Here is a 16,182-nt window from a genome sequence, read left to right as displayed (position 1 = left end):
CGCCATGTGACCGGAGCTTCTTTTTTTGGGGCTAATCCCCCCTCACACCGAGATCACCTCAGGCAAGATCCTGCTCGGGCAAAACCGGAGCTGCACCGCCCCCCTGCCAGTGACAGACCAGCCCGGCCCCCTGCGCCATAAAACCGTCGCAGACAAAGAGCCCCACCACCGCCGCTACCTGCTCGCCATAGTAGAGGATGGGGATGCGCCCCCGCTGCCACGAAGGCACGCCATACTCCTGCAGCAGCTTCTTCATCCGCCGACTGCCGCTTCGCCCCACCGGTTTGAGGGGGATCCCGGGCGCCACCTGAAAACGCACCGAGAGAGGCTCATCCGCTCGGGGGGAACGCAGCCGATCCTCGCCGTGCTCCGCAATGCGCACCACCAGCTCACCCAACCCGTCCGGCAGGGTCAGCGGCTCACCCACGGTCAACGGCAATACCTGATGGCAAGGTTGCAGATCAGGGCTCACCAGATAGAGCCGCTCCTGAAAACGGCGGCAGCTCTGGCGCCCCCAGTTGAGCTGGGGATTGGCATCGCCGCGCGCCAGCGCTACCTCCTGCCAGAGCCGGGCAAGCTGCTCACGGGATGGCATCTCCCCCCCTGACGGCGGATCCAGTAGCGCAGCAGGTTGTTGCGCCGGGTGGGTGAAAGGGCGTGCAGCGGGCCGATATGGAGCGCCTCCCCCTCGCCCGCCAGCTGCCAGTCACTCTCTGCCAGTTCATCCAGCAGCGCCTCCTGCTCGGCGCACAGAGCCATGCTGCGCGCCGCGGTCTGGGCCATGGCGGGCCAGCGCGCCTTGAGCTGGGGGATAAGCGTCTGGCGCAAAAAGTTGCGGTCATAACTCACGTCCTGATTGCTCTCATCCTCCACCCAGCCAAAGGGGAGGCTCGCCGCCGCCTCGGCCAGCTCGGCACGACTCATATCGAGCAGCGGCCGCAGCAGCAGACCGCCAGCAAAGGGCTGGCTTGGCAGGATCCCCGCCAGTCCACGCAGACCGGCGCCGCGCTTGAGGGCCAGCAGCAGGGTCTCCAGCTGATCGTCCTGATGGTGGGCGGTGAGCAGCCACTCCCCCTCCCGCATCCTAGCTGTCAGTCGCTGGTAACGGGCGGTGCGGGCCTGCGCCTCCAGACTCTCGCCATTGCCGCGGATCAGGGTCACCCGCTCGACCAGCAGCTCCACCGCCAATTGCTGACACACAGCTTCACAATGAGCGACCCACTCATCGGCATGGGGACTGAGGCCGTGGTGCACGTGCAGGGCGCGAAGCGGCAGGCTGTGCTGGCGGGCATACTGCGCCGCCAGCACCAGCAGCAGGGTGGAGTCGAGGCCGCCACTGAAGGCCACCAGCAGACCGGTGGAACCTTCCGGCGCTGGCATAGTCAGACAAAAGCGAGAATAAAGATGAGAAATCATAGGCTTCCCCAAAACGGACCGGCCGATCTTAGCAGAGTCGGGCTTATCAAGCTGCAACCCTGCTGCTAGAGTGAGGCTCGCCCGCCCTCTCCACCAGGCTGACCGCAAGGCGGTCGCACAACCGGTTGGAGCAAGGAAGATGGGCAGGGAAGCAAACAACCCGAATTGGAATCAAACAAGATGAACAATAAGAAAAGCTTACTGGCTGGCCTGATTGGACTGGCCCTGCTGGCTGGCTGCAGTCAGGCACCGCAAGACGCCCCCAAACACTCCGGGCTGGCGCTGGCCAATATGGACACCCAGGTCAAACCCGGCGATGACTTCTTCCGCTACGTCAATGGCAAGTGGCTCGCCACCGCCAAGATCCCCGACGATCGTCCCGCCGATGGCGCCTTCTACATGCTGCGGGACAAATCCCTCGCCGATGTACGGGTGCTGGTCGAGGAGCTGGCCAAGCAGGAGGCAGCCACCGACACGCCGACCCAGCAGATCCGCGATCTCTACGCCAGCTATCTGGATCAGGCAGGCCGTGACGCCAAGGGGCTCACCCCGCTGGCACCGGCGCTGGCCGATATCGACCGGATCGGTGATCAGGCTGCGCTGGCCCGCGCCTTTGCCCAGTCGGGCCGCATGGGCGGCGGCGCACCGTTCGGCATCTGGATCGACGCCGATGCCAAGTCCCCCGACCGCTATGCGGTCTACCTCTATCAAGGTGGACTGGGGCTGCCGGATCGGGACTACTACCTCAAGCAGGATCCCGACAGCCAGGCCCTGCGCCAGAAGTACCAGCAGCACATCGCCGCCATGCTGAGCCGCCTCGGAGAGTCTGACCCGAGCGGCAAGGCCAAGCGGATTCTGGCCCTCGAAACCCGGCTCGCCACCATCCAGTGGGACAACGTCGCGCTGCGGGATCGGGAGAAGAACTACAACAAGCGCCCCGTCAGCGAACTGGCACGGCTCGCCCCCCATCTCGACTGGCAGGCTTATCTCAATGCCGCGGGCATCGCTGGCCAGCCGGAGCTCATCATCGGTCAGCCGACCTATCTGAGCGCGCTGGATCAGGTGATGGCCCAGACCCCCATCGCCGACTGGCAGGCCTACCTCAAGTGGCAACTGCTGACCGACTACGCCCCCTATCTCGACAGCGAGACCGACCGCGCCAACTTTGCCTTCTACGGCACCACATTGAGCGGCACGCCCAAGCAGCGCGCCAGCTGGGAGCGGGCACTCGGGGTGCTGAACGATCATCTGGGTGAAGCAGTCGGCCAGCTCTATGTGGCCCGCTACTTCCCGCCAGCAGCAAAGGAGCGGATGGAGCAGCTGGTTGAGAACCTGCGCACCGCCTACGGTCAGAGCATCAAGGAGCTCGACTGGATGTCGCCCGAGACCAAGGCGCAGGCACTCGAGAAGCTGGCCAAGTTCCGCCCCAAGATCGGCTACCCCGACAAGTGGAAGGATTACAGCGCCATCACCATCAAACCGGATGATCTGGTGGGCAACCTGCAACGCTCGCAAGCCTTTGAATACGCAGACAGTCTGGCGCGCCTCGGCAAGCCGGTGGACCGGGACGAGTGGCACATGTCGCCGCAGACGGTGAACGCCTACTACAACCCGAGCAACAACGAGATCGTCTTCCCGGCGGCCATTTTGCAGCCCCCCTTCTTCGACATGACGGCGGATGATGCGGTCAACTACGGCGCCATCGGCGGGGTCATTGGCCACGAGATGGGCCACGGTTTTGATGATCAGGGGGCCAAATCCGACGGTGACGGCATGATGCGCGACTGGTGGACACCGCAAGATCTCAAGGAGTTCCGCTTCCGCACCAGCCGTCTGGTGGCCCAGTACAACCGCTTCGAGCCCATCAACGGCCAGTTCGTCAACGGCCAGTTCACTCTGGGTGAGAACATCGGCGATCTGGCGGTCTCACCATCGCCCACAAAGCCTACGAGCTGTCACTGGATGGCAAGGAGGCGCCGGTGCTGGATGGCTTCACCGGCGAACAGCGCTTCTTCCTCGGTTGGGCACAGGTGTGGAAGGGGATGTATCGCCCCGAGCTGATGCAGATGCTGCTGCGCTCCGACCCCCACTCGCCCCCCGAGTACCGGGTCAACGGCGTGGTGCCGAACATTCCCGCCTTCTACGAGGCATTCAACATCCAGCCGGGTGACAAGCTCTATCTGCCGCCCCAGAAGCGGGTGAAGATCTGGTAACAGCATCACGGCGGGCTCCCCGGGAGCCCGCACTCAAGAGACAGCAAGAGGTTGCAAGATGAACAGAGCATTGATGATGGCAGGGCTGCTGACCCTGCCGCTGGCGGCACAAGCCGAAGAGGGATTTAGCAAGCAACTGACCCTCCCCTCCGGGCAGGTGATCCGGGTGGCGCAGGGGGTGGGTGAGCCCGCCTCCATCGGCAGCTATGACGTGCGGCTCTATTCGGGCCAGAACGCCAAATTTCCACTGGATGAGTTTCAGGATGGCAAGGTGATGGCCCGCAACGGCTTTATCAGGGAGCTGAAACTGGTCGACTTGAATGGCGACAAGCAGCCCGAGCTGGTGGTCATCATCGAGAGCGCCGGTAGCGGCAGCTATCAGGATGCCGATGCCTACACCGTCAGCCCGCAAGGGGAGCTGGAGATCTTTAATCAGGTCAAGGAGCTGGAGCCCAAAGAGGATGTGGTCAAGGCGCTCAAAAGCCCGCAAGACTAAGCCCTCTCCCGACATCTGTGTCTAGTCCTGAAATAGGTTTACACATTTTCAACTAGCATTTCTCTACTCAGAACCCCCTATGTGCCGCATCGGGGGTTCTGTATTTCAACGCATGATGCGGCCGCTCCTCGTTGTAAATATCCACCGCTTCACGCACCATTTCCCGCGCTTGCGTCAAATCCTGCGGGCTTTGCAACAATAACTCTCCTTTCAAAATCCCGTTCACCCGCTCCGCCAACGCATTCTGGTAACAGTCATACCCATCCGTCATCGAGCATTTCACCCCGTACCGTTCATGTAGTGACTGATACAGCCCAGAGCAATACTGCACGCCGCGGTCTGAGTGATGGATAAGTTCACCGCTGCCACGCCGTTGCTTCAGCGCTTTCTTGAACGCCATCGCAACCGACTCCGCGTGCATTCCTTCGTGCACGTGATGGCCCACTATCTTGCGTGAGTAGGCATCCGTCACCAGGCTCAGGTACAGCGGCCCGCTCCTGGCGGGCAGATAGGTGATGTCAGCGACCCAGACCTGCTCCGGGGCCACCGGTGTGACCTGCTCTGACCCCGCCTTGAGCAAGTTGGGATGACGGTAGAAACGGTGAAAACTGTGGGTGGTCTTGTGATACGCCCGTCTGGGTGGCACCAGCAGGCGGTGCTCGGCCAATATCTGAAACAGCCTGTCACGCCCGACCTTGAGCCCGCCATCATCCTGACCCTGGAGCAGATAATGCAGCTTGCGAGTGCCGACCCGCGGTTGTCGCAGTCGAACCTGACGCACAAAGCGCACCACCTGTAGCCCTTGTGCATGGCGCTCGTCGGCAACCCGATTGCGCTTGTAGTAAGCCTGCCGGCTTATCCCCAGAAACAGGCAAGCCCTGACAATGGTCAGCCTCTCGACTTGCCGCTGCGAGAGGACTTGCCGGGTCGCTTTTTTACGATGGAGACGCCGTAGTCATTCTTCAGTACATCGACGACGGCCTCAAAGAACTGAGCCTTCTGACTCATCAGCGCCAGCTGCTGCTCGAGTTCCTTGATGCGCTGTTCGGGCGTCTGGTTGTCGGGGTCAGGCATGGTGATGCTCCTGCCGGCACGTACAGAAGCCCCCTGGCTCCAATCTTGCCGACCATGTTTACGCAACCATACCAGAACGGTGGAGCGGCCCTGAATGCCATAACGCACCTGAGCCTGTTTATAGGTGAGCTCGCCTTTTTCAATCTGCTCGACCAGCGCCAGTTTAAAAGTCAGCGAGTAATCGCGCTGTGTCCGTTTCACACCTTGTCCCATCGGGCTCTCCATTTATTGGGGGGAAAGGTGTAAACCATATTCAGGACGGGACACTGACATATAAAAAGCCCTGATGATCAGGGCTTTGTTGTTTCTGCTGTTGGCGCAAACAGCTCAGAGGCGGGTCGCCCGGATGGAGACCTGCGGCAGCGCCATCTCATGCTGGGCCGCCACCAGTTGCAGCTCGTAGGCCCCCGCCAGCCAGGTGCGAGCCAGCACGGCATCCACGCTGGCGTTGGTAAGTTCGAACGCAGCTACCGGGGTACAACCGGCCAGCAGATTGGCCAGCATGGTGGCGCTCAGCAGATCCCCCACCCCGATGGGGTGGCGAGCAAAAGGGTAGAGCGGGCGGGAGAGATGAAAGGTTCCCTCCTCGCACACCAGCAACATCTCGAAGCGGTCCATGGCAAAGCCGGCCTTGCCCAGATGCTTGACCATCACCAGCTTGACCCCTTGCGCGCGCAGTTGCTGGCACGCCTCGATGGCCTCCGGCACATTGCGGATATCGCGGCCGGTGAGCTGTTCCAGCTCCAGCAGATTGGGGGCCAACATATCGGCGCAGGCCAGTGCCCGGTTTTTCAGAAAATCGGCGACGCCGGGTGCCACTATGCACCCCTTGTCGGGATGACCCATCACGGGGTCACAAAAATAGAGGGCGGCCGGATTGAGCGCCTTGAGCCGGGCCACCGCCGCCAGGATCTCCTCCCCCTGTTCGGCCGAGCCGAGGTAGCCGCTCAAGATCGCATCGCACTCGGCCAGCACGCCGATCTCCGCCAGGCCGTTTACCAGCTGACGGATATGGCCGCCGGGCATCACCATCCCCTGCCAGCCTTCGCGGTATTGGGTGTGGTTGGAGAACTGCACCGTGTTCATCGGCCACACCTCGATCCCGAGGCGACGCATGGGAAAAACGGCGGCGCTGTTGCCGGCACAGCCAAAGACTACGTGGGATTGAATGGAGAGCACTCGCTTCATGGTTGGCGACTCACGCAATAAGAACAGGAATTCCGGAGGGAAAAACGGGCCTTGCGGCCCGTTGTTGTCACTTTCGACTGTTGTCACTGTCGATTAACGCAGCACCTTGACGGTGTAGCTGCCATCGGCCTGACGATAGAGGCCGTGGATATCGGTCTCGAAGCCCGGGTAGTGGGCACCGATCTCGCACAGCATCTCGAGGAACTCGAGCACCGGCAGAGAATCCTGGGTCACCATCTCGCCCGGCAGTACCAACGGAACTCCCGGCGGGTACGGCAGGATCATGTTGGCGCTGATGCGGTCAACCATGTCACGCAACGGCACCTCTTCCAGATTGCCCGCCAGCTCTTGCTGCCATGCAGCATGCGGGGTCATCTTCATCTCCGGCAGCACGTCGAACGCCTTGAACATCAGCTCCGGCAGACGGTATTTGCAGGTCAGATCGTGGATGCTCTGGGCCAGCTCCTGAATGCGCATCCCTTCGTAGAAGCTCGGATCTTCACGATAGAGGCTCGGCAGGATGTTCTTGATGGTCAGGTTCAGGTCATAACCACGCTTGAACTCGGTCAGGGCGCGCAGCAGTTGCATCGCCTTGGACTGATCGATACCGATGGAGAAGAGGAACAGCATGTTGTAAGGGCCGGTCTTCTCGACCACGATGCCGCGCTCGTCCAGGAACTTGGAGACCAGAGAGGCAGGGATGCCCTTCTCCAGCAGCTGGCCGTCACGGCCCATACCCGGAGTCAGCAGGGTAACCTTGATCGGATCCAGGTACATGTGGTTGTCATCGATGTCCTTGAAGCCGTGCCAGTCATCTTTCGGATCCAGCTTCCAGCACTCGACGGTGTCGATGTTGTCCGGCTGCCATACGTCGAAGAACCAGCCTTCGCTCTGATCACGCAGACGCTTGATCTCTTTGCGGAAGGAGATGGCGCGATCGATGGAGTCCTTGATCAGACGCTTGCCGGTGTTGCCACGCATCATGGCAGCAGAGATCTCGGTCGATGCCACGATGCCGTATTGCGGCGAGGTGGAGGTGTGCATCATGAAGGCTTCGTTGAAGGTCTCTTCCTCCACGTCACCCTTGATGTGGATCATCGAGGCCTGGGAGAAGGCTGCCAGCAGCTTGTGGGTGGACTGGGTTTCGTAGAACACCTTGCCCGGCATCGCTTCGCCGCTCATGCCGCACTTGCCTTCATAGATCGGGCTGAAGTTGGTGTAAGGCACCCAGGCACTGTCGAAGTGGATGTAAGGGGTATCCAGACTCTCCTTGATGAAGCCGGTGTTGTAGAGCAGGCCATCATAGGTGGAGTTGGTGACGACGGCGTAACGGGGAGCCTGGGCACCCGGTGTCGCGGCAACCTTGGCAGCGATGGTGTCGCGGCTGAATTCGCTCTGCGGGATACCGCCCAGAATGCCGTAGGCGTTGCGGGTCGGACGGAAGTAGATCGGCGTCACGTCGTTCATCATCATCAGGTGAGTGAGCGACTTGTGGCAGTTGCGGTCAACCAGCACAGTGCTGCCCGCCGGTGCGGAGAACATGCCGACGATCTTGTTGGCGGTGGAGGTGCCGTTGGTAACGATGTAGGAGCGATCGGCGTTGAAAGTACGGGCGATGTACTCTTCGGCTTCCTTGTGCGGACCGGAGTGATCCAGCAGGGACCCCAGCTCCGGCATGGAGATGGAGACATCAGCCTTGAACGCGTTCGGGCCGTAGAAGTCGTAGAAGATGCTGCCGGCCGGGCTCATCTGGAAGGCGGTACCGCCCATGTGACCCGGAGTACAGAAGGTGTATTTACCCTCTTCCACGTACTTGAACAGTGCCTTGGTGAACGGCGGCAGGATCGCGTCCTGATACTCCTGAGTGGCCTGACCCATCTTGAGGGCGATGTCATCGGCCATGCCGAGACGGTACTCGAAGAAGTGGACGTTCAGACGCAGGTCGGTCAGGTGAATGTCCAGGGTGGACTGGTCGTTAGCGAAGGCGAAGATCGGCAGCTTCTCGTTGCGATCGTGGATCTCCTTGCACAGACCCAGGGAGTATTTGTCCCAGTCGAAGATGGCGCCGCAAACGCGGGGGTTCTTCTCAATCAGTTTCAGCAGGTCGGCGACGTCGACCGGATAAACAACCTCGAAACCCTTGCGCTCGAGGGAGGCTTGCAGCTGGCGAATGGGCTCTTCTTTAAAGAAAACGCCCAGGTGGTTGAGGATGGCAATGATATTCATCTTGATGCTCCACACGTAAAGGGGCGCTCTCCATCAGGGATGGTGAGTGAAGAGCGCTCGGAAGATAAAAGGGGGAATTAGTTGCTGGGTTGCTCGTTGAGCAGGGCGTCGTGCTGACGCAGACCCTGTTTTTTGGCGTAGAACATCAGGATGATGAGCGACACCACGAAGGTAGCGGTGAGGTTGGAACCCTTGGCACCCATCAGGGCCACCAGACAGAAGACACAGGCCACACCGGAGAAGATCATCGCGCCGATGCTGCGGGAGGTCATGCCCTCGAAGCGGATCAGGTTAATGCTGGAGTAGAAGTAGGGCAGCATGGTCAGCAGCACTGCATCTGTGGTCAGCACGTTGAAGAGATCGGCAGCGTGGGCGGACTGGGAGGTGAAGGCGGTCAGGCCAACCATCAGGGCAGTCATCTTGAGGGAGCCCAGGATCAGACCCTTCTTGGCCACACCGTTCTTGTCCACTTCGCCATAGATTTTCGGGAAGTTGCCGTCGTTGGCGGCACGCTTGCCCGCCTCGCCCACCAGCATCATCCAGGAACCGAGCGAGGTGAAGCAGGCCAGAGCGGTGAAGGCAGAGACGAACGGTGCAGACCAGCTACCGAAGATGGCGGAAGAGGCCATGGCAAACGGGGCGCCGGAGGCAGCCACTTCACCGGCCGGGAACATGCCGCTGATCACCTGGGTAGAGAGGATGTAGATAATACCGGCGATACCGGTACCCAGCATGGTAGCGAGCGGTACGGTACGCTTGGGGTTCTTCACCATGCCGGAAGAGACGGCGGCAGATTCAACACCGACGAAGGACCAGAGGCAGATCAGCACGGCGCTGATGACCGCATGCAGGTCGCTGCCGCTGGTGGTGTTCCAGTTCTGGCTGTAGACGGTGGCATCAAAATGACCCCAACCCATCACCGCAGTACCGACAACCGGCAGCAGGATCAGCACCAGACCCAGGGTACAGAGTCGGCTAACCCAGCTACCGCCAAGCAGGTTGACGAAGGTGAAGATCCAGACGGCAGCGATGGTGGCAGCGGCGGCCGGAATTGGGCTATTGAGAATGGGGAAGAAGACCGAGAGGTAGGAGACACCGGTAATGGCGATGGCCAAGTTACCGATCCAGTTGGCGTGGTAATAAAGCACACCGGTCTGGAAACCGAACACCGGAGAGATCTCGCCAGCGTAAGCAATGGGGCCACCCTCTTGCGGGTTCTTGGTAGCAAGGCGGGCGAAGACAAAGGCGAGGCCCATGGCGCCTACCAGACAGATTGCCCAGCTAAAGACAGAGATGGAGCCGATGGTGGCCAGTGCCGAAGGCAGCAGCGCGATGCCACTCCCCATCATGTTGCCGGCCACCACACCTGTACAGGCGATAAGGCCAATCTTCTTGCTCGTATCTAGGGACATAAGATCTCCGGTTCTATAAAAGGTCGGGTCGTCACATACACATTTGGCGGAACGCCCCGCCAAAGAATGGGCACAGACTAGGCCTCTCATCCCCGGAAAACATAAAGACCAGCTAACGGATAAAAATATGAGCCAACTTTTTTCGCCGCCTCGTCGATTTCGATAAAAACCATTTAAAAACAGTTAATTGACATCCGCCCACACAGCCATCTTGATAAAACCTTGATATCCTTTCGCCCCGTTTTTGCCCCTTGATAACCCCCTTATCTCGCCGTCTTGATATTTTTGGCCAGATAAACCCGGGATAAAGCAGCTCCCATTGCGCCCCCTGCCCTTGCGGCCATTTGGAAGCCCTGCGGATCATCACCCTGAGTGGCCGCTCACCTCCTGTTCGCCCCTCCGCTCGGCTCATCACAATCCAAACTCAGAGGTAAAGCGCAACGGCGATAACCGGTAAGCAATGAAAATGGGTCGAGACAGACAGCTTATCCCGCCACCAACAATGAGCAGATGTCACAAGCTGCGTGCGCGGCGTAAAGCCGAGCAAACTCGAGTGCAGCGAATGCCGCGTGCAAGGCAAAGGCAAGTGGGGATAGTGGGGAGCTGCGGGGGATAAATCATGACGCACCAGAGCGACTATCCCCGGTGGCAAACAAGCAGGATTGAAACAAGCAGAAACAGCACAGGCCGCCCGAAGGCAGCCTGTGGATGGGGTCGGCAACCGCACCGACCGGGGGAAAGCCAAACTGCGGTGTTAAAAGAGCTTCACCTTGCTCTGACCCAGCGCATTGAACAGAGCCGGGGTGAGGCTCTCCATATTGCTGTAAAAACCGAGCTGCTGGCAGAGCAGATAGGTCTGCTCGGTCGCCTCCATCAGGAAGGCCTGACTGTAGGCATCACCCGCCGCCTCGGGACGACCGTCCAGCTCCGCCAGCTTGCCCTGCAGTATGTAGTAGAGCACCGAGCGGCCGCGACTCGCCGCCTTCTCCAGCAAATAGTTGGCCTGCTGTTGCTGGCCGTTGAGGATCGCCTGCAGGGTCAACGCCTCCCACACCCGGGCTGGCAGGGCGCCGCTGTTTTGCACCACGCTGGCGAGATGGGTGCCAATCCCCTGCAGTCGCTCGCTCTCGGATTTGCCCGCCAGGGTGGCCAGCGCCTCGCCAGCCAGATAGCGCTCCGCCAACAGCAGCGGCTGATCCGGATGGGCAATCAGCGCCTGCTCCAGTAGATCGATGCCCCGCTTGAGGGCGACCGGATCCCGGCTGTTGATGTAGTACTGCGCCTCCATCATCGCCATCAGGGAGGCATCATCGGTCGGCCAGCCCATTCCCGGCTCGGCATCGGGCTGGTCGAGGGCACGCAGCAGATCCTGGCTGCTCGCCTGCAACACGCCGTGCACACTGTGGCGACTGAGCTGGTACTGATGGCTGAACAGCACCCGGTTGGTGTTGATATTGCGATACTCCAGATCGAGATAGGTGCCACGGGGCTGGCGGGTGACCCGCACGCTCAGCTCCTTGCCGGGCATGATGCCCCCCATCAGAGTGGTGGCGCCGTACTGCACCCGCAGCGGCGTCGCCACCGCCACCTCCCCCATCAGGGCGCGGGTAATGCCATCGGCGAGGCGCACGTTCTCGTTGTTGTCATCCATGCCGGAGTGGAAGCGGAACACCAGCAGATTGGGATCCAGCATGGCATGCACTTGGGGGCTGGTGTGCTGGTAGCTGAGCATGCTGACAATGGCGATCAGCACGATGGCAACGAAGATATCGAAACTCACCATCTTCCAGCGGCTGCGGGCATCCTTGGCATGGGTGGAGATGGCGCGGGTCAGGGGCCCGGCGGGAAAAGGGGCGACATTGGGCTGTGCATCATCATCCTGAAGAGCCGCAGGCGGGCTCAGATCGGAGAGAGTCGGGTTGTCGGAGAGAGCGGTATTGACCGCGGGCGCGGGCTGCTCGTCCGCCATCACCACGGAAACCACCTGCAGCGGTCGCACCGGTGCCACCAGCTTGTAGCCGCGCTTGGGCACGGTGACGATATAGTCGGTCGCATCGGTGCGACCATCTTTGAGGATCTTGCGCAGTTCGAAGATGGACTGGGTCACAACCTGATCGGTCACCTCGGCGCCATCCCACACCTCGTTGATCAGGGCATCGCGGCCAAACACGGTGCCGGCATTGTGGGCCAGAAACCGCAACAGATTGACCAGTCTGGGTTCGAGGTAGACCTCGCGGTCGGGGCGACACAACATGTTGTCGTCAACGCTCAGGGTCCAGTCGTGGATCTCAAAAACCGATTCGCTCATGATTCACTCGCTGCAGATGGTGACAATGCACGATGAGAGAGACGCAAAACCCGGGCTGACTGAACGGAACAAGGCGCTATCACCACAGGTGACAGATAAAAAGAGAACCGAAGCAATCACATCTCTGAGAGTCAGTCTGGCCAAGCCATCCTGTTTACGTCTGAAGGGCATCCTTGCGGGCATTCCGACCACCGGGATCGGAAGAGATCACTTTAAGCAAAACGGGAGCTGGATCCCACTTTTTTTGGCTATAAATCGCCGTTGAGTTGATCCGACACCGCACTTTTCGGCAAATAGCGTGCCAACTAGTATTCATATGAACATCCCATATGCCGGAATCAAAAAGCCCTGAACATCAGGGCTTTCTCATTTCTTCGACCATCGGGGAGACGTTACTTCGCTACCGGAAGCACATTCTGCTGACGACTGCGGCGCAGATGACGCCGCCACAACGAGAAGCAGCCGTAGCCAAGACTCAGCACCACCGCATAGAGCACCTGAGTGGCGAGCGCCACCAGCACCAGAGCGCAGAGCAGCACGCTTATCCCTGCCAGCCCCTTGCCCACCCCGCCGAGCAGACGCCAGCCCGCCGCCATGCAGAGCAGGTAGACCAGCACGAAATTGCCGTTGGCGTAGCGGATCAGCTCATCGAGCGGCAGTCGCAGCCAGATGATTAGGGTGATGCAGATCAGACAGATGGCGAGCACCAGACCGAGCGCCCGCAGCGGCGCGCCGCGCGCGGTGAGCACAGCCAGCGAGGGGGGCAACTTGCCTTCCCGCGCCATGCTCCAGATCAGCCGGGCAAAGCCCTGAATGTAGATATTGATGCTGGCAAAGCAGGAGAGATAACCGAGCACCGCCACCAGCCACTTGGCGGTGGGGCCGAACAGCAGCGCCAGCAGGGAGGGGATAGCGGTGGCGTTTTTCGCCTCATCGCCGTAGAGGCCATATTTGAGCACCACCAGCGAGTGTACCCAGTAGATGAGCCCCGCCAGCAGTACCCCGCCGAGCAGGGCAATGGGGTAGTCCCGCTCCGGTCGCTTGAACTCCTCCCCCATGTGGGCGAAGGCTTCCAGCCCGACAAAACACCAGAACATCACCGCCAGCGCGGTAGCCATAGGGGGCCACTCGTCCGCGCTCGGTAGCGGCCGGGCCGCATCGCGCCAGCTCACCTCCCCCTTGAACCAGATAAGCAGGGTCAGCCCCAAAATGGCGAGCGCAATCAGCAGTTGCAGATTGCCGGAGGAGCGCGCCCCGCGCAGCCCCAGCAGGAATACCCCGAGCAGGGTGAGCAGCTGGATGGCCCAGAGGGTCCACTCCCCCATCTCGAACAGGGCATGCCAGAAGCCGGCGGCAATCATCAGGGCGGCAGGCAGCCCCACCGGCAGCACAGCCAGAAACAGGAAGGCGGAGAAGCGCTCGGCGCCGTTGCCAAAGGCGAGGCCGATCAGATGCGGCGCACCGCCCGCATGGGGATAGCGGCGGCCGAGGCGAGCGAAGGTAAAGGCGATGGGCAGCACCAGCGCAATCAGCAGCAACCAGGCCCAGAGCGAGGCCCCGCCCGCCAGCGAGGCGGCGGTCGCCGGTACCACGAAGATCCCGGTGCCGAGCAGCGAAGTGGCGAGCAGCCCCATCCCCTGCCAGAGCCCGAGATCCTTTTTCAACCCAGACATATCCTTTTGTCCCGACTAGAAAAACATCCCGCCATGTTAGGCCTCCACCGCCCCTTTGTTAAGCACGATGGTTAAGCGCGGTGGCGAGAATATGCAGCCTTTTATTCAGGCTCGGGCCCAGCTTGCAGGGATTCGGCCAGAAAATCCCCCAGCAGGGTGATCTTGAGCACCTGCCGCCGCGCCGCCGGATAGATGAAATAGAGGGTTTTGGCCGGGCTCTGATAGCGACCAAGCAGCGGCAGCAAACGCCCCGAAGCGATATGCTCACGCACCTGTTCGGCCGGCTGCAAGGTGATGCCAGCCCCCGAGAGCGCAGCCGTCAACAAGGCTGGCCAGTGATTGATGCGCAGGCGCGAGGCGACCCGTACCTCCTCGCTCTGACCATCCTCACCAACAAACTGCCAGCGCTCGTGTTCGCCCCAGTTGCCGTGCAGACACTGGTGGCGAGCGAGATCGGCCGGATGACGGGGTACGCCGTGGCGATTGAGGTAGTCGGGGGCCGCGCAGAGGCGGTAGTGCTGGGTCAGCAGCGGACGGGCGATCAGCGCCTCATCCTGCGGGCGCAGGGTGCGGATGGCGGCATCGAACCCCTCCTCCACCAGATCGACCCAGCGGGGGGTGAGCTGCAGATCCAGATCCAGCTTGGGGTAGCGGTCGAGAAAAGCGGGCAGCAGCGGCACCAGCCGGTGGTGGCCAAAGCTGAGGGGGGCGGCGATGCGCAGCCGTCCGGCCGGCTCGGCCAGCAGATTCTGGGTGAGCGACTCGGTCAGCGCCATCTCCTCCTGTACCCGCTGGCAGCGAGCCAAAAACAGCTGGCCCAGCTCGGTGAGAGTCTGCTGGCGGGTGGTCTTGTGAAACAGCTTGCCCCCCAGCCACAGCTCCAGTCCCAGCACATGCTTGCCCACCATCTGGGCGCTGATCCCCTCTTCGCTCGCCACCGCGCTGTAGGAGCCAAGATCCACCACCCGGGTGAAGATACGCATGCTGGTCAATCGGTCCACAACAGCTCCTTTGTTCGTTCCTGAGTAACACGACCCGCTACCGAGCCCTGATTCACAACCAAAAGTTTAGTAAGAAATGGATTTTAGCCAATTTATTCAACTTTTGGTTACCAATACAGTGATGCCATCCCTCCCCCACAGGATAAATTCTCATGAAAAGCACCTATCTGGCCGCCCTGCTGGTCGGTCTGCTGGCTACCGGTGTCAGTCAGGCTGCCGAGAGCAGCTTTATCAGCAACCACGACCATGCCCCAGCCTCAGCAACTCAAGCCCGGCCCGATATCTTTCGGGTCAGCCTGCTCGGCACCGGCACTCCGGTGCCCCAGATCAGCCGGGGCGGCTACAGCACTCTGATCGAGGCGGGCAACCAGAAGCTGGTGTTCGATTTTGGCCGCAACTCCGCCACTCGCCTGTGGCAGCTGCATATCCCCATCGGCCGGGTCAACGCCTTCTTCCTCACCCACTTTCACTCCGACCACACCAACGGGCTGGCGGATCTCTGGCTGACCGGCTGGCTGCAACAGGCCTATGGCCAGCGCCACGCGCCGATGGAACTCTACGGCCCCAAAGGCACCACAGCTCTCGCCCGTGGCTTGCAGCAGGCCTACGCCACCGACATCGCCACCCGGGTCAAGGATGAGGGAACGCCGCTGGATGGGGTGGAGATCAACAGCCACGAGGTCACCGCCGGGGTGGTCTACGACCAGGACGGGGTCAAGGTGACTGCCTTTGACAACGACCACGGGGTCAACATCAAGCCATCATTCGGCTATCGCATCGACTACCACGGCCACAGCGTGGTGCTCTCCGGCGATACCCGCTACAGCCCCGAAGTAGTGAAGCAGGCCAAAGGGGCCGATCTGCTGGTGCACTGCGTCTCCATGACCTCTGCCGAGCAGATGAAGGCCAACCCCGGCTACAAGGCGATCGCCGGTCACCTCGCCTCCCCTGAGCAGGCGGCCCGGGTAATGAACGAAGCCAAACCGGCGCTGACCGTGTTCAGCCATATCGGCCTCAACGGCAAGATCAGGGTCAAAGATCTGGCGCAGGATCTACGCGCCCGCTACTCGGGCCCCTTTGTCATCGGCAACGACCTGATGCAGATTGATCTGCCCACCACGGCCTCCGGCAAGGGCTATGCCCTCTGGCAGTCGGAGAATATCGACAATAAATAG

9 protein-coding genes and 2 pseudogenes are annotated in these 16,182 nt (G+C 61.0%); 3 read left to right on the top strand and 8 right to left on the bottom strand.

What is annotated here, in order from left to right; genetic code table 11:
* Positions 1-58: 58 nt before the first annotated feature.
* Positions 59-1,416: pseudogene (gene tilS, locus ACTG1K_RS08565) on the bottom strand (tRNA lysidine(34) synthetase TilS).
* 180 nt (positions 1,417-1,596) lie between these two features.
* Here tilS and ACTG1K_RS08560 point away from each other — a divergent pair.
* Positions 1,597-3,629: pseudogene (locus ACTG1K_RS08560) on the top strand (M13 family metallopeptidase).
* Between the two features lie 58 nt (positions 3,630-3,687).
* Positions 3,688-4,125, top strand: coding sequence for a PliI family lysozyme inhibitor of I-type lysozyme (locus tag ACTG1K_RS08555; protein WP_257687151.1), 438 nt, complete (start codon positions 3,688-3,690; stop codon positions 4,123-4,125).
* A 67-nt stretch (positions 4,126-4,192) separates the two neighbouring features.
* Here the strand turns inward: ACTG1K_RS08555 and ACTG1K_RS08550 are convergent.
* The 7 genes from ACTG1K_RS08550 to ACTG1K_RS08520 form a co-directional block, all read right to left on the bottom strand.
* A protein-coding gene (locus tag ACTG1K_RS08550; RefSeq protein WP_440005094.1) for an IS3 family transposase occupies positions 4,193-5,412 on the bottom strand; the annotation gives its coding sequence in 2 pieces (ribosomal slippage) (positions 4,193-5,064 and positions 5,064-5,412; 1,221 coding nt in all).
* Between the two features lie 114 nt (positions 5,413-5,526).
* On the bottom strand, positions 5,527-6,387 hold the full coding sequence (gene pdxY / locus ACTG1K_RS08545; RefSeq protein WP_213390046.1) for a pyridoxal kinase PdxY: 861 nt from the start codon (positions 6,385-6,387) through the stop codon (positions 5,527-5,529).
* A 93-nt stretch (positions 6,388-6,480) separates the two neighbouring features.
* Positions 6,481-8,613 carry a lysine decarboxylase CadA gene (locus ACTG1K_RS08540; RefSeq protein WP_042079860.1) on the bottom strand — a complete coding sequence of 711 codons (2,133 nt, stop codon included), beginning with the start codon at positions 8,611-8,613 and terminating at the stop codon, positions 6,481-6,483.
* A 77-nt stretch (positions 8,614-8,690) separates the two neighbouring features.
* Positions 8,691-10,025, bottom strand: coding sequence for a cadaverine/lysine antiporter (cadB, locus tag ACTG1K_RS08535; RefSeq protein WP_440005093.1), 1,335 nt, complete (start codon positions 10,023-10,025; stop codon positions 8,691-8,693).
* Positions 10,026-10,779: 754 nt separating this feature from the next.
* Positions 10,780-12,333 (bottom strand): lysine decarboxylation/transport transcriptional activator CadC, encoded by a 1,554-nt coding sequence (gene cadC, locus ACTG1K_RS08530; protein WP_204477588.1) that lies wholly within the window; start codon positions 12,331-12,333, stop codon positions 10,780-10,782.
* A 392-nt stretch (positions 12,334-12,725) separates the two neighbouring features.
* Positions 12,726-14,006 (bottom strand): L-methionine/branched-chain amino acid transporter, encoded by a 1,281-nt coding sequence (gene yjeH / locus ACTG1K_RS08525; protein WP_440005092.1) that lies wholly within the window; start codon positions 14,004-14,006, stop codon positions 12,726-12,728.
* A gap of 101 nt (positions 14,007-14,107) precedes the next feature.
* Positions 14,108-15,007, bottom strand: a complete 900-nt coding sequence (locus tag ACTG1K_RS08520; RefSeq protein ID WP_440005091.1) for a LysR family transcriptional regulator — start codon at positions 15,005-15,007, stop codon at positions 14,108-14,110.
* A 152-nt stretch (positions 15,008-15,159) separates the two neighbouring features.
* Here ACTG1K_RS08520 and ACTG1K_RS08515 point away from each other — a divergent pair, with 152 nt between their 5' ends.
* Positions 15,160-16,182, top strand: coding sequence for an MBL fold metallo-hydrolase (locus ACTG1K_RS08515; protein ID WP_440005090.1), 1,023 nt, complete (start codon positions 15,160-15,162; stop codon positions 16,180-16,182).

This window comes from Aeromonas sp. 102P, assembly GCF_051920345.1.
GTDB lineage: Bacteria > Pseudomonadota > Gammaproteobacteria > Enterobacterales > Aeromonadaceae > Aeromonas > Aeromonas veronii.
Note: the sequence above shows the minus strand (reverse complement) of the source record. Positions and strands in the feature narration are given on the sequence as shown.